10 protein-coding genes and 1 pseudogene are annotated in these 15046 nt (G+C 64.4%); 2 read left to right on the forward strand and 9 right to left on the reverse strand.

Annotated features, from left to right (window positions below):
- The first annotated feature begins 561 nt into the window (after positions 1–561).
- Positions 562–2373, forward strand: coding sequence for an EAL domain-containing protein (locus tag LN450_RS08800; RefSeq protein ID WP_011347334.1), 1812 nt, complete (start codon positions 562–564; stop codon positions 2371–2373).
- A 130-nt stretch (positions 2374–2503) separates the two neighbouring features.
- Here the strand turns inward: LN450_RS08800 and LN450_RS08805 are convergent, their stop codons facing one another.
- The 3 genes from LN450_RS08805 to LN450_RS08815 form a co-directional block, all read right to left on the reverse strand.
- Complete coding sequence (locus LN450_RS08805) at positions 2504–3202, reverse strand: DUF1349 domain-containing protein (RefSeq protein WP_011347333.1); 699 nt, start codon at positions 3200–3202, stop codon at positions 2504–2506.
- Between the two features lie 332 nt (positions 3203–3534).
- On the reverse strand, positions 3535–4455 hold the full coding sequence (locus LN450_RS08810) for a M14 family metallopeptidase (RefSeq protein ID WP_011347332.1): 921 nt from the start codon (positions 4453–4455) through the stop codon (positions 3535–3537).
- A gap of 101 nt (positions 4456–4556) precedes the next feature.
- Positions 4557–5066, reverse strand: a complete 510-nt coding sequence (locus LN450_RS08815) for a ferritin-like domain-containing protein (RefSeq protein WP_008575404.1) — start codon at positions 5064–5066, stop codon at positions 4557–4559.
- Positions 5067–5433: 367 nt separating this feature from the next.
- On the opposite strand from LN450_RS08815, the pseudogene LN450_RS08820 reads away from it, so the two are divergent.
- Positions 5434–5634 (forward strand): annotated as a pseudogene (locus LN450_RS08820) (hypothetical protein).
- 81 nt (positions 5635–5715) lie between these two features.
- On the opposite strand, the gene LN450_RS08825 reads toward LN450_RS08820, so the two are convergent.
- From LN450_RS08825 to LN450_RS08850, 6 genes are all read right to left on the reverse strand, one after another.
- A complete protein-coding gene (locus LN450_RS08825) occupies positions 5716–5973 on the reverse strand; it encodes a KGG domain-containing protein (protein WP_005916070.1) in 258 nt (85 codons plus the stop codon).
- A gap of 788 nt (positions 5974–6761) precedes the next feature.
- The gene (gene cobA, locus LN450_RS08830) at positions 6762–7508 is read right to left on the reverse strand and encodes a uroporphyrinogen-III C-methyltransferase (protein ID WP_170808543.1); all 747 of its coding nucleotides are present in this window, start codon (positions 7506–7508) and stop codon (positions 6762–6764) included.
- A gap of 81 nt (positions 7509–7589) precedes the next feature.
- Complete coding sequence (locus LN450_RS08835) at positions 7590–10400, reverse strand: nitrate reductase (protein ID WP_039416790.1); 2811 nt, start codon at positions 10398–10400, stop codon at positions 7590–7592.
- Positions 10397–10765 (reverse strand): nitrite reductase small subunit NirD, encoded by a 369-nt coding sequence (gene nirD / locus LN450_RS08840; RefSeq protein WP_008575400.1) that lies wholly within the window; start codon positions 10763–10765, stop codon positions 10397–10399. Before nirD ends, LN450_RS08835 begins: the two co-directional genes overlap by 4 nt.
- Complete coding sequence (gene nirB / locus LN450_RS08845) at positions 10762–13179, reverse strand: nitrite reductase large subunit NirB (protein WP_029819406.1); 2418 nt, start codon at positions 13177–13179, stop codon at positions 10762–10764. Before nirB ends, nirD begins: the two co-directional genes overlap by 4 nt.
- Before the next feature lie 58 nt (positions 13180–13237).
- Complete coding sequence (locus LN450_RS08850) at positions 13238–14407, reverse strand: nitrate/nitrite transporter (protein ID WP_029819404.1); 1170 nt, start codon at positions 14405–14407, stop codon at positions 13238–13240.
- Positions 14408–15046 lie beyond the last annotated feature (639 nt).

The following is a 15046-nucleotide window of genomic DNA, read 5'->3' on the forward strand; positions in this document are numbered from 1 at the left end:
ATTAATAGGCGATTCAATACGATTGAAACTGTGCTGAAGATCACTAACTCTCACCTCATCCATGACACAGGCCAGATCTGTGGACTGGTTTGCTCGTGCCCGCTAAATGCAGGTTTTTCAGCCTCATCTGTACTGACCCACACCATCTATGCCGGATTCATCACTTGCAAAGCGGAATTTTGAATTTTTTGAAGTGATTTGAACGGATGAGCCCGAGCTTGATAAAGCAGACTGATGCGCAATTGAGCTGGGCCGGCAACTTTGACTTATAACAATCGCGTTCAACGAAACTTGCTGCGTTGCAAAGCCCGACACACCCTCCAGCAGGGTGCCAATCAGTTTCGGAGTTTGCTTTAGAGAGTAAGACCATTTTGTAGTCGACAGCGGACAGTGGAGTGCGGTATTTGTATATCGCGAGCGCAACAGCATGGTTTATTGTCGGGACTGCCAGGCAGCTCGACGTTTGCAGAAAAAATCGAAAGTGATTGGCTCGACACGTAGTTCGTGGAGTTTCCGTCACCTATCGATGACCTCGGTTTGTTTCTAGTAGCGGTGCAGTGTGTGATCTTCGACACGGAACCCGATGCCATGACGCTTGCCCCGGACGACAAACCGCAGGATCGCCACTTCGACTGGTCAGGCGTGCCGATCGACCTGGGCGGCATGGAGCCCCTGGAGCAAATCGCACGATTGCTCTGCCATGCCCTGGTGGCACCGGCTGCTGCGCTGACCATCACGGAGGGCGGGCGCCTGCGTGTGCTGGCAGCGCGTGGCATCAGCAGCAGTCATGTCAGGCAGGCCATGGAGCTGTGCCAGCAGGTTCCGCCAGCGCCAAATGGCGTGACCGAGTTGATCGAGCATGCAACGCTTGCGCAAATTCAACTCGGCGATGCCGCGTTCCCCGGCTTGCCCGCGCGCTTCATCGCCTGCGTGCCCGTGGGTGCGCCGCAGACAGGAATTGCCGGAACCCTGTGCGTGATCGACACGCGCGAGCGACGGCTGGCAAGCCAGGAGCATCAGCAACTGCTGATGTTCGCCAACGTGGCTGCCGCACAGCTGGAACTGCAGTTCGGTGCGGGCCGACGCGAGCCGCACAGCGGCTTGCTCAATACGCGTCAGCTGCAATCGGATCTGGACGCCCTCGCCTTCGGCAGCCATAGCGTGCCTACCATTGCCGCGTTCATTGAGGTCTACGACACCCAGGCCGCCAACGAGGCGCGCCAGGCGCTGGGCATGCAGCCGCTGGAAGAGCTGGTTCGCCACGCCAGCTACGTGTTGACCCGCGCCTTGCGCGGCAAGGCCACCGTCTACCACGTGGCCTCGATGCGCTTTGCGTTCTTTCTGCTCAACTCCGCGCCGGACGAGATGGAAGACCTGCTGCTGGATCTGCGCGACATGCTGCACAAGCCGGTGGATGCCGCCGGCGTACCGATGTCGCTGACCTTTCATGCCGGTGTGGTGCGCTTCGCCCCGCAGCAGCCGGACACCAACGATGTGATGCGCAAGGGCCTGGTGGCGCTGGGCGATGCCATCAACAACCATGCCATCGTGTGCTGGTACAGCGCTTCGCACGACGATGCGATTCAACGCTCGTACCGCCTGGCGCTGGATGCCGAACAGGCCCTAAAAGCCGGCGATTTCCGGCTGGTGTTCCAGCCACGCATCAACCTTGAAGACTTATCGGTGACCGGCTTCGAGGCGTTGCTGCGCTGGCATCACGCCAGCCTCGGCCCGATCGGTCCCGACGAGTTCATCCCGCTCTTCGAAAAAACCGCACTGATGTGCACGGTCACCAATTGGGTGATCGAAAGCGCCTTGGTACAGCTGGCGGAATGGCGTACCCAGGGCTTGGATTTTTCCATCTCCATCAACCTGTCGTCGCGCGATTTCGGCAACATCAACCTGGCAGCGGATGTGATCAACCGCTGCAAGGACCTGGCGATTCCCACCACATGCATCGAACTGGAAATCACCGAAGGCCGCTGGCTGCGCAGCAATGTCGAAGCGGTGCCGCGGCTGCGCGCGCTGCGCGATGCAGGCGTGAGCGTGGCCATCGACGATTTCGGCACCGGCTATAGCAACTTCGGCTATCTCACCGAGTTGCCGGTCAATGTGCTCAAGCTGGACCGGTCGCTGGTGACTGGCATCGCCACCAAAACCGGCATGCAGATGCGCGCCGAGGCGGTGGTGCGCCTGGCCAACGCGTTGGGTTATCGCACCGTGGCCGAGGGCATCGAGCACGCCGATGAGATTGCGTTGCTGCGGAGCTGGGGATGCGATGAGGCGCAGGGGTATCTGCTCGCCAAACCCATGGAGGCGCATCTGGTGGCCGACTACGTCAAACAAACCGGGGCGCTGCAGCGTCTGCCGTAGAGCCGCGGCGGTGCGCGGATGCGCCGGACAGGCAACCGCACCACGCCGCGCCGTGCGGATGCATGCGCCATGCCTTGCGATGCGATGCACGTCCAACCTGCTGCCTGCAATGCAGCAATGCTCCTAGCGCTCAACTGAGATCGTGCAGGTCCTTGCCCAGCGGCGCACTCAGTGCCCAATCGGAGAACCGCACCTTCAGACCTGAGCGCTCGGGCGTGCAGCACATCGGTCCGACCAGATAGGCGCTTGCCGGCGGAAACGGACACAGCCGCACCAGCGGCCAGTGACGGCCATCCGCGGAGACCTGCAGGCGCAGCACACCATCGGCAACCGTGGCACGGATCCAGAAATCCTTGGGGTCGGCTTCGTAAGGACCAGTTGCCCAATCCGAAACCGGGTTGGTCAACACGCTGCTGAGCATGGCGCGCCCGTCGCTGAGTTCGATCCCGACCTTGACCCAGTGCTGCTCGTCCACCCGCACCATGATGCCGGCCTGGTCGTACAAGGCTTCGTACTGCGCGCGCACACGCAACTGCGCGGTGAAGCCCGCGCCCGCCTTGATGCCCAGAAAGTGCCCGCTGTCGCGGGTGAATCCGTAATGCGTCTTGCGCCAGAAGTCGGTCGCCTGGTCGGTCACCACATCCAACGTGTCGCCGTTGATATCGAGTGTCTTCGGCCGGTTGAGCCAGGTTCCGGCGTGCCAGCTGCTGTCCTGCACCATGGTTTTCCTCGGGTCGGTCTGTTGTGCAAACGCGCCAGCACTGAGCGTCATCCCGACCACGCCAGCCAACACGCGCCTGCGTGCGCCGGCGAATGCATCGTGTTGCATGGATCTGCGCTCCTGCGACTTATGAACGCGTAGTTTACGTGCTGTACGCGCAAGGCCGCATGGGTGCGACCCCTCCTCTGTTCGCCAGGCAGGCAAGGTGCCGGCCTGTGCTTCGACGATGCGCAGCCGTGCAGACGGGCCGCATACATGCGACGTCGCCGCAAAACCCAGGCCCGAATCCGCGCGAGCAATCGCGGCGCGCGGCGTACAGCGATTTGCCGGCCAACCCTGCCGCGTGGCGCCGAAGAGCGGCCAACAAACGTAGCGAACAGTCGTCAGGTGGGCCTGGCGGCTGTGCAGTCGTTTTGTTAGCTGCTCCAGGTGCCCTGCCCTCAGTGCTGCGCCAGTGCGTAATCGATTGCCGCGCAGATTGCCGCCACCTGCGCAGCATTGCATTGGTCGGGTGTGGCGCGTGGGCTATCCGGATAGACCTCGGTGGTCGTGCGATACCGCGCATCGGTGACGCCGGCGCACAAGCCCAGTCGCCGCACCGGATAATTGATGACCCCATGCCCCACCACCGGTGCACCGATGAGCTGCCCATCCGCATAGGCAGGCGCGATATGCGTTACCTCGGCCACCGCTGCGATCACCGCTTGCTGGAAGGCGGGCTGCGGATCTTCACTGTCGCCGACCAGGTAAAACCCGTCCGGAATGCTCCCCGGCACAAACACCGCGCCGTCGCGCGCCGCCAACGCCGGGCGAAACTCGCTCTCGTCGCTATCGGTGGTTTCGTGCAGATCGATATGCACCAGCATTCGGCCGGAAATCGAGGCCACCAGCCGCATCAGCGCAGCCGACTCTTCGGCCGGGCTGTCGCGGCGAAACGCGCGATTCGGATCGACTGCATCGGCATTCCAACGCTGGATGCGTTCATAGCCCCAGGGATTGATGCACGGCGCCACCAGTAGATTGCATTTGCCTGCGTAGTCGGCAGCACGCTGTTGCAGGAATTGCAGCGCACCTTGCACGCCGCTGGTTTCGTAGCCGTGCACGCCGCCGGTGACCAACACGCACGGCAGGCTGTCGTCCCACTGCGCGCTGCGCAGTGCCAGCAACGGATACTCCCCTTGCGCATGGGTAATGGTGCCGTACTGCACGCGCTCGTACTGTTCGGCCAGTGCGGCGACCTGCTGCACGACATCCTCCGCATAGCTGCGTTGCTGCAGCTGGCGTGCGCGCCATAGGGCGCGTTCCGGCTCACCCCACGGTTGCCCGGGCGTGCCGATCGGATACGTTGGGTTTGTCGTCATTGCAGACACCGGTGCGAAGGAGCCGCCAAGGGTAAGCGCTCTGCGCACAGAAGCAAAAAGGCCCCGCGCTGCGGGGCCGATGAAACCTGCGTCGCTGATGTTTACTTCTTCGCCGTGACCCCTGGGGTGGCGTCGCGGACCAGGAACTCTTCGGTCAACTCCGGCAGATGCGCCAACAGCCAATCGGCCATGGCCTGTTCCTGGGGCAGGATCTGCTCGCACACGCGCTGCGTTTCGGTATCGCCCACCGTCTTGGCGGCACCCAGCAAGGCGGTGTAGGTCGCGATCTCCAGGTTCTCGAACACATAGCTGGCCATCGCACCCTTGACGATTTCGTCGGAGGTGGTCATGCCGCCCATTGCCTGCCCGAACGCGGCCATCTTGCCCATGGCGTCCTTGATGATCGACGGCGAACCGCCCAGGCGCTCGATACACGATTCGACCAGGCGCTGTTGCCCCAGCGTCTCTTCCAGATGCTGCTCGATGCGGGCTTTGAGCTGGGGGTAGTGCTCGATGCGTGCGGCCTGGGCCTTGAGCATCTGCTCGGCCTGCTGCTCCATCGCATGCGCATCGCGCAGCCAGTCCATCAGGTTTTCTTGGGGTTCGGCCATGGGGTTCTCCTGTGTGTTTGCGATATGTCCAGCCTGCAGCGGCGCGGATGAAAGATGTGACTGTTCCAAGTGAACGCTGCGTGCGACGTCTACGTGGCATTGACAGGACGCAGAGGGACTGGCGGCTCCGCCTTCCACAGCCTGTTTGCATGTGGTCGCAACGGAACCGAGGATCTGCGTGGCGATCGCTGAGGGATCTGCATGCAATGCGTGGGTCACTGACCGCGCTGACCATCTAAGGCACCGGGCCCTGCGACCAATGGTGGGGACGCTTCATGCCGCCGTGGCGCAGGTGAGCCCCAAACCGGGTGGGCTGCAAATCCTGCCGATGTTGGAAACGGCATTGTGGCTGGAGTGAAATTTTTCCATGCAATCGATGTCGGACATCAATGCACGACTGCAAAAATTTCTCGCTTGCGCTTGATGCGTTGCACAGCAGGCGCTCATGAATCTTTCCAGGTGCACAGGCCATCACGCACGATGACGGCGTGCAAAAATCTGCAATCGATTGCGCATTACCGCGTGCAGCAATCGGCTTGCTTCAAACCGAAAACAGCACAGGCGCTAGCCGCATGGGCGTAGCGCCTGTGTCCAGCCTTCCGCAAGATTCGCTCCCAAACCGGCGCGCCATGGCGCGCCGATGGCTGGATTAAGCGGATTCTTCCTGCGGCTTGGCCTGCTTGGAACGCCCGCCCTTGCTGCCGATCCGCGACATGTGATCGCGATCGCGGCTCACGGCCTGGCCACCCTTACGGCCAGCTTCGCGCGCTTCGTCGCTGGTAAATTCGTGCGCATTGCCGCTGGCATGCGCGGCTTTGCCGCCGCTACTCGCCAGCAGGCGGCGCTTCTCCGGATCCAATGCGGCAAAGCCGCGCCGGCTACGGGTCGTGTTTTGTCCGTCTTCCACTGTGCCTCCTCTCGATGCTTCGGTTACGCCTGGGTATTGGGCTAACCGCAACATTCGTGCCAACCCGGAAAGGCAGGCTCCGCGGTGCATTGCGGATGGATGCAGGAAAAAACGGCTGCGCTCGCTGCGCAAATCTTGCACACCTTCGCATCGCCGGACGATTCGGCCTACCTCTTAGGTAGATAGCGCTATCACGGGGCGCAACCCGTCTGCAGCCGCTGGACGGGTTGCGCAGGCGCCGCAGGGATCAGCCGCTATGCCTGGACCAAGCGCCCGCCCCTGATGCAGGTGTGTTGCAATCTCGCGTAGTCCGGCTGCGACGCACGGTGCGGGAACAGCCGTCAGCGTACAGCTCACTCATCGTCTGCGTGCGCCAGTTGCCCCGGTGTCGGCGTGCGCAGCGCCTCGCAAGGCGTGTGCTGCCGATGCCGCAGATCGCCCGGCCAATTCGCCACTGGACTGCCCAGACAGCGGCGCAGCCACAGGTTGAAACAGGCAGGGCCCGCACACAGACTGCGCGTGGATCTGGACGCGCACTGATGCGCCATCAACGCCTCAGGCGTTGCTACCCGCCTCGCGAAAGACTTAGCGGTTGGGTGCAAGTGGGTACCACTGGCCGATGTTGACGCCGGGCCGGAACCATTAGCCGTGCCGTGCCGTCCACGCCCGGATGCGGCTGCCCCAGAGGCTGGGCAAGCAGTCTCCGGACGCGCACGTACCATGTCGGGCGGCAACCGTGAGCCCGAATCGCCCTGCCCCGCAGCCGCGTCAGCGGTGGTGCGCCGCCCTCACCCCACGGCCTGCACCACCATTGGCCCATCGCGGTCGTCGCACGCTGCCGCAGCTTCGGACAGAGCACCGCCCACCAGCAACAAGGTCGGCATGCCCGGTGGCAGCGCGGCGGCTGTCATCCCCAGCTCGCCCAGGGTGGTGAGGCGACGTTGCTGCTCCGGCCGTGTGGCGGCCTGCACGATGGCGGCGGGCGTGCTGGCCGGCAAATGCGCCAGCAATGCAGCGGCCAGCGCATCCGCGCGGCGCAGGCCCATGTAGATACCCAGCGTCGTGCCGCTGGCCGCCAGCGCACCCCAATTCGGCTCGCCGTGGTCGTGCGTGTGCGCAGTGACGAAGGTGATGCCATGGCAATGGCTGCGATGGGTCAGCGAGACCTCCAGTGCGGCCGCCGCTGCGAAGGCCGCACTCACGCCGTTGATCACCTGCACGCCGACGCCGGCACGCCGCAGAAAGGCGATCTCTTCGCCAGCGCGGCCGAACAGCAGCGCATCGCCCCCCTTCACGCGCACCACGCGCAGGCCCTGCAACGCGTAGCGACGCATCAGCCGGCAGATGAACTCCTGCGGTGTCGAACGGCATCCGCCCCGTTTGCCCACCCGGATCACGCGCGCCTGCGGCGCAAGTTCGACGATCTCCGGGTTGGCCAGATCGTCGAGCAGCAGCACCTGCGCCGACGCCAGGGCCTTCACCGCCTTGATGGTGAGCAATTCCAGGTCGCCCGGGCCGGCGGACAACAACACCACATCACGTGCGCAGGAAGGTGTGACTGACATGGGAGTTCTCGTTGGGTGTGGAGGGACGGTGCATTCAGAGGACAGGTGCACTCACGCAAGCCGCGTTTGCCGGCACAGCCGAGTGAGTTGCGGCACGCAGGAGCCGCACACGGTGCCGCAGCCCAGGCGTTGCTTGAGCTGCGCAACATCGGCGCCGTCGTCGATGGCCGCGTGAATCGCGGCGGCCGAGACATGCATGCAGGTGCACACAATCGGGTCGCTCGGTGCGCTGTGGGTATGGGCGAAGACCGACAGCCGCGCACCACGCCACGGTTCACCCGCCAGTGCGGTGGCAAGCAACGATCGATCGGCGTCGCTGGGTTGCGCGGCGGTGAGCAGCACGCCGTCGATATGGTGATGCCCGTCCTGCATGCGCCAGCCAACGCGGCGCATCAGCCCGCGGCGCAGGTCGCGGTACTCCAGCACATCCGCGCCGGCCGGCAGCTGCAAGGCGACGACCAGGCGATCCATCCAGCTGGCATCGGGTGCGCGTTCGCAGGCGGCATGCAACACGACCCAATCCCCGGCTGCACGGCGCCTGGTGCCGCTCGATGGCTCGGCATGCAGCCGCAGGGAGGCATAGCCGCAGTCGCGCAACAGCGGTTGCAACGCCTGCTGCAAGGCAAGTGCATCCCCGCGCCGCGCCGCCAGCAGATGCCAGCCGAACGTGATCCTTTCCACCCGCACGGCCGTGTGTTTGAGTTCGGGCTGTTGCGAACGCGCATCCACTGCCGGCGTGCTGACTTCGTTGATGCCGCCGCTGGACAGGCTCTGCCCGCTCCAGTGCATGGGGGCAAACACCGTGCCCGAGCGCAGTTCGTCCGATAGTTCCAGCGGCAGCACCAGCGCACCGCGTTTGCTTGCGATCTGCACCAGTTCGCCGGCCACCAGCCCACGCCGCTGTGCATCGCCTGGATGCATGCGCAGCGCCGGCTCTGGACTATGCGCGAATGCCGCCGCGACCCGCCCGGTGCGCGACATGCCATGCCACTGGTCGCGCAGGCGTCCGGTGAGCAGCCGCATCGGGAACCGTGCCGAAGTGGCTTCGGCCACCTTGCGATACGGCGTGGCGTGGAAGCGCGCACGTCCGTTGGCGTGCGCGAATACGCCGCCGGTGTAACGCCGGGCCTGCCCTTGCGTGCTGCCTGCCGGAAACGGCCATTGCTGCGGGCCATGATCCAGCAGCGCGTAATCCAGGCCGCCGATATCCAGGTCGCGGCCAATCGTGAGGGCGCGATGCTCGTCGAAAATCTGCGCAGGGTGCTTGAATGCGAACAGGCCCGGCCCGCGCGCCGGTGCCAGGCGCGCTTCCAGCCGGCGCGCCACCTCGTTGGCAATCCACCAATCCGCACGTGCCTGCCCGGGTGCTTCCACCGCCTTGCGCACGCGAGTGATTCGGCGTTCGGAGTTGGTCACCGTGCCGTCCTTCTCGCCCCAGCTGGCGGCAGGCAGCAACACGTCGGCATACGGCACGGTGTCGGTACCGGAAAAGGCCTCCTGCACGATCACCAATTCGGCGTTTTCCAGCGCGGCGCGAATGCCGGCAACCTCCGGCATCGAATGCACGGGGTTGGTGCACACGATCCACACCGCCTTGAGCGTGCCCGCGCGCAGCCGCTCGAACAATTGCACGGCCGGTGCGCCTGCCGTTGGCGAGATTCGCCCGGCTGGTACGCCCCACAGCCGTTCCAGTTCGGCGCGGTCGTCGGCATTTGCAATCTCGCGATGCGCCGCCAGCATGGTCGCCATGCCGCCGACCTCGCGTCCGCCCATCGCATTGGGTTGACCGGTCAGCGAAAACGGCCCCGCGCCCGGCTTGCCGATCTGCCCGGTGGCCAGATGCAGGTTGATCAGGGCCAGGTTCTTGTCGGTGCCGTGCACGGATTGGTTCAAGCCCATGCAGTACAGCGACAACGCTGCAGGGCTGCGCCCGAACCACTCGGCCGCCTGCACCAAATCCTCGTGCGCAATGCCGCAGATCTCGGCGCTCATGCGCGGCGTGTACTCGCGCAGCATCCGCTTGAGGGCATCGAACTCCTCGGTGTGTGCCGCGACGAAACGCGCGTCTACCAGGCCCTCCCAGATCAGGTGATGCAGCATGCCGTTGAACAAGGCGACGTCGGTGCCGGGCTCGATCGCCAGGTGCAGATCGGCCATGGCCGCCGTGTCGGTACGCCGCGGATCGATCACGATCCAGCGAATGTCGGGGTTGCGCGCGCGTGCCTCTTCCAGCCGGCGAAACAGCACCGGATGCGCATAGGCCATGTTGCTGCCGGCAAACAGCACGGTGTGCGCCAGCTCCAGATCGTCGTAACAGGTGGGCGGGCCATCGGCACCCAGCGCAAGCTTGTAGCCGGTCACCGCGCTGGACATGCACAGCCGCGAATTGGTGTCGATGTTGTTGGTACCGAGCAGGCCTTTGGCCAGCTTATTGAAGACGTAATAGTCTTCGGTCAACAGTTGCCCGGAGAGATAGAACCCCACCGCGTCCGGGCCGTGCTCCTGGATGATGGCGGCCAGCTTGTGGGCCACATGGTCGAGTGCCTGCTCCCAACCCACTGCGGTACGCGGCGCCTGGCGATGACGGCGTAGCTGCGGTTGGAGCACACGCCCCTGCGTGCTGGCCACCGTCTGCGGCAGTGCCAGCCCCTTGCTGCACAGGCGCCCGAAATTGGCCGGGTGCAGCGGGTCGCCTTCGATGCCGACGATGCGTTCGCTATCGGCGGCATGCTCGCTGTGGATCAGCACACCGCAGCCCACCCCGCAATAGCAGCAGGTCGAACGCGTGATGCGGTGCATCGGTAACGCGGCCTGCGGCTGCGCGGCTTCGTCGCTCGACAGATGCTGCAGGCCTTCGCTCATACGGCGGGCTCGGCGACGGCATCCGGCGCGGTCACCGGCTGCAACACGATCCATACCGCATCGGCTTCCACCTTCACCGGATAGCGCGGCGCGCAACCTACATCCGGCGCACATGCCTGCCCGCTCTGCAGCGCGATGGCCCAACCATGCAACGGGCAGGTCACGGTGTCGCCGGCAACAATCCCTTGCGACAGCGGTCCACCCTTGTGCGGGCACCGGTCGCGTAGCGCGAATACCTGGTCGCTGGCAGTGCGGAACAACGCGATCGGTTCGATGCCCTCGATCTCCAGCACGCGTGCGCCCAATGCGGGCAATTCCTGCAAAGCGCAGATGCGGATCCAGGCAGGCGGCTTATGCATGCTCATTGCTCCACCGTGGCGGCCGGCGCCGCAACGCGCAGCGGTTGGTATTCCTGTCGGCGCTCGCCGGCGATACGCGCCTTCCACGGGTCGACCAGACCCTCCAGCGAATACAGCAGGCGCTCGTACAGCGCACGCCGGTTGGCGGCGTCGTCCACCACTTGCGCACGGATGTAATCCAGCCCTACCCGCGCGATGTAGTGCACCGTGCGATCCAGGTAATACGCCTGCTCGCGGTAGAGCTGCAGGAACGCGCCGGTGTATTCGCGCACTTCGTCGGCGGTGGCCACCTTGACCAGGAAGCGTGCCACCTCGGTCTTGATGCCGCCATTGCCGCCGATATGGATCTCCCAGCCGGAATCCACCGCGATGATGCCCACGTCCTTGATGCCGGATTCGGCGCAATTGCGCGGGCATCCGGACACCGCCAGCTTCACCTTGTGCGGGCTCCACATGTTGGCGAGCATGGTTTCCAGATCGATCCCCATCTGCGTGCTGTTTTGGGTACCGAAGCGGCAGAATTCGCTGCCCACGCAGGTTTTCACCGTGCGGATGGACTTGCCGTACGCATGGCCGGAGGGCATGCCCAGATCGCGCCACACGTCGACCAGGTCTTCCTTCTTGACCCCAAGCAGATCGATGCGTTGGCCGCCGGTCACCTTGACCATGGGCACCGCATACTTGTCGGCGACATCGGCAATCCGGCGCAGCTCGCTGGCATTGGTCACCCCGCCCTTCATCTGCGGAATCACCGAAAACGTGCCGTCTTTCTGGATATTGGCGTGCGCACGCTCGTTGATGAAACGCGACTGCGGATCGTCGATGGCCTCATGTGGCCAGGTCGACAGCATGTAGTAGTTGATTGCCGGCCGGCAGGTGGCGCAACCGTTGGGTGTGCGCCATTCCATGAAGGCATAGGCCTGTGCATGCGTGAGCAGTTTGTGCTCGCGGATGGCGCGGCGCACCTCGCCGTGGCTGAGGTCGGTACAGCTGCATACCGCCTTGGTTTTCGGGGTTTCCTGAAAGTTGGAGCCCAGGCAATTCATCAGGATCTGCTCGACCAGGCCGGTGCACGAGCCGCACGAACTGGCCGCCTTGGTGTGCTTTTTCACCTCGTCCACGGTGAACAGGCCTTGCTCGCTGATCGCCTTGACGATCGTGCCCTTGCAGACGCCATTGCAGCCGCACACTTCATCGCTGTCGGCCATCGCACTGGCGCGGTCCTGGCCACCGGTGCCGGCATCGCCCAGCGCGCTTTCGCCGAAGATCAGTTGATCGCGCTGCGCCTGGATCGGCGTGCCGTCCTTGAGCAACTTGAAGTACCACCCGCCGTCGCTGGTATCGCCGTACAGGCACGCGCCCACCAGGACATCGTCGCGGATGACCAGCTTCTTGTAGACGCCACCGGCCGGGTCGGAGAGCACGATTTCTTCGCAGCCGTCGCCGCCCATGAAATCACCGGCAGAAAACAGGTCGATGCCGGTGACCTTGAGCTTGGTCGATGCCACCGAACCGCGATAAATGCCGATACCGAACTGCGCCAGGTGGTTTGCGCAGACCTTGGCTTGCTCGAACAGCGGCGCGACCAGGCCGTAGGCAATGCCGCGATGGTTTGCGCACTCGCCTACCGCGTACACGCGTGGGTCGAAGCTTTGCAGGCTGTCGTTGACCACGATGCCGCGCGAGCAATGAATCCCTGCTTCTTCGGCAAGACGCGTGTTCGGGCGAATGCCGGCCGCCATGACCACCAGATCGGCGGGAATCTCGCTGCCGTCGGCGAACTTCACCCCGATCACCTCGCCCTGCGCATTGCCCAGCAGCGCACTGGTGGCGGTGCTCAGCTTGAAGTGCAGGCCACGCGCGCGCAGGGCCTGTTGCAGCAGGTTGCCGGCCACCGGGTCGAGCTGGCGCTCCAGCAACCAGCCGGCCAGATGCACCACCGTCACCTCCATGCCGCGCAGCTTGAGCCCATTGGCCGCTTCCAGTCCGAGCAGCCCACCACCGATCACCACCGCGTGCTGCTTGGTACGCGCGGTATCGATCATGGTGCGCGTGTCCTGGATATCGCGATACCCAATCACCCCTTTCAGGTCGTTACCGGGAATCGGCAGCACGAACGGCACCGAGCCGGTGGCGATCAGCAGCCGGTCGTACTCGGCTTGCGTACCATCGGCCGCAATCACGCGGCGGCGCACGCGGTCGATGCGCGTGACTTCCTTGTTCAAATGCAGGTGGATGCCGTTGTCCTGATACCACTGCAACGGATTGAGCACGATGTCGTCGAATTCCTGCTCGCCGGCCAGCACCGGCGAGAGCAGGATGCGGTTGTAGTTGGGATGCGGCTCGGCGCCGAATACGGTGATGTGGTACATGCCCGGCATCAGCTTGAGCAGTTCTTCCACGGTGCGGATACCGGCCATGCCATTGCCGATGACGACGAGTCTGGGTTGCTTCATTGCCTGGGCTCCTGTCGACATATCAGACGCGCGCCGCGCCTGCGGTTGACCATTCGCTGCGCCACTGCGCCTTCACGCCGGCCAGCAACGCCCAGCCGCCGAGCGCGAAGGCAGCGAACAACCACATGCCGATCGCGTAGCTGCCGGTGTGCTGCTTGAGCACGCCCAGCCCCGCGGCAAGCGCAAATCCACCGATGCCGCCTGCCATGCCGATCAGGCCGGTCATCACGCCGATGTCCTGGCCGAAGCGCTGCGGCACCAGTTGAAACACCGCGCCATTGCCGGCGCCCAGGCACAACAAGGTCAGCACGAACAGCGCCAGCGTGATCGTGGCACCGCCGGCACCAAATCCGGCGATTGCCACCAGCCCGGCGACCAGCAGATACACCGCCAACAGGGCGCGCGTGCCGCCGAGGCGGTCGGCAATCACGCCGCCGAGCGGGCGCATCACCGAGCCGGCCAGTACGCACGCTGCGGTGGCCCACCCCGCGGTACGCGCATCGAAATCGAACTGGTCGTGGAAGTAACCAGGCAGTGCGCTGGCAAAGCCGGAGAAGCCACCGAAGGTGATCGCGTAGAAACACATGAAGCGCCACGCATCGCGGTTGCCCACCAGCACGCGGCCATAGTCGGACCACTGCTTGCGCGCGACCGGCGTGGGTGCTTCCTTGGCGATGGTTGCGAACACGACCAGCGTCAGCACCAACGGAATGCACGCCAGGCCGAACACGTTCTGATAGCCGAAAGCGGCCGCCAGCATCGGGGCGAACAACGCCGCCAGCACCGTGCCGGAATTGCCGGCTCCGGCAATCCCCATCGCGGTGCCCTGATGCTCGGGCGGATACCAGCGCGAAGCCAGCGGCAATGCCACCGCGAAAGATGCACCGGCAATCCCCAATAGCACGCCCAGCAACAGCACCTGCCCCATGCTGTGCACGCCCAGTTGCCATGCACCGAACAGTGCTGCGATCACCGCCAGCTGCGCGACCATGCCGGCACGCTTGGCGCCGATCCGGTCGGCGAACATGCCCAGTACCAGGCGCAACACGGCGCCGCACAGGATCGGCACTGCCACCATCAAGGCACGCTGCTGCGTATCCAGCCCCAGCGATTGCGCGATCGGCACCTGCAGCGGACCGAGCAGATACCACACCATGAAGCTCAGGTCGAAATACAGGAAAGATGCGAACAACGTGGGCGTATGCCCTGATCGCCAGAACGAGCGCTGCATAGAGACCTCTTCGAGTGCGATGGCCAAAAAAAAACGGCGCCCTCCGGTAAACCGGAAGGACGCCGTTGTCCTGGATGCGTGCGGCTCGCCGTTGAGCCGCTGGCATCGTCTGCATGTTGTTGCAGGCACGCCGTTGTACCTGCACGTGCGTACTACGCAATCAACGTGCCAACTTTCTCACCACGACCTCACTGCGCTGCAAGCGCTTGATAAATTAAGGGTTGGCGGCTGGTTGCCGGTCTCGCGCGAGGTAACGGGTAGCCGCTGGCGCGGCTCACCATTCCCGGCTTTCGTGCAGCAATGCACCAACACCGTGCGTTGCTGGCGGGCGCGATCGATCGATATTCCTGCGACACGCCGTCCCTCCACGCATGATCGTGACGCCAGGCTGGCGCATTGCGCGTCAGGGAAGCTAGACGGCGTGACTGGGTGCAGTCGAACGCATTGGCGCGACTGCCGAGATCAAACGCCTGGCCGATGGAGCGCGCGGTGCCCTCACCGCTCGCAGACACGCTGCAAGTACGTCTGTACAGGCTCGGTGGCGGCATCCATGCCTTCAACGGTCTCGCAAGCGGCGAGGACACCGCACCTGGGAGTTGG

This window comes from Xanthomonas euvesicatoria pv. euvesicatoria, assembly GCF_020880415.1.
GTDB classification, from domain to species: domain Bacteria; phylum Pseudomonadota; class Gammaproteobacteria; order Xanthomonadales; family Xanthomonadaceae; genus Xanthomonas; species Xanthomonas euvesicatoria.

Coding starts and splice junctions, on each gene's coding strand:
- nirB (WP_029819406.1), bottom strand. CDS start 13,179: ATGGCCGGTATCCGCACCGTGGAAGAACTGCTCAAGCTGATGCCGGGC.
- LN450_RS08810 (WP_011347332.1), bottom strand. CDS start 4,455: ATGACGACAAACCCAACGTATCCGATCGGCACGCCCGGGCAACCGTGG.
- LN450_RS08805 (WP_011347333.1), bottom strand. CDS start 3,202: ATGCAACACGATGCATTCGCCGGCGCACGCAGGCGCGTGTTGGCTGGC.
- nirD (WP_008575400.1), bottom strand. CDS start 10,765: ATGAGCATGCATAAGCCGCCTGCCTGGATCCGCATCTGCGCTTTGCAG.
- LN450_RS08815 (WP_008575404.1), bottom strand. CDS start 5,066: ATGGCCGAACCCCAAGAAAACCTGATGGACTGGCTGCGCGATGCGCAT.
- LN450_RS08835 (WP_039416790.1), bottom strand. CDS start 10,400: ATGAGCGAAGGCCTGCAGCATCTGTCGAGCGACGAAGCCGCGCAGCCG.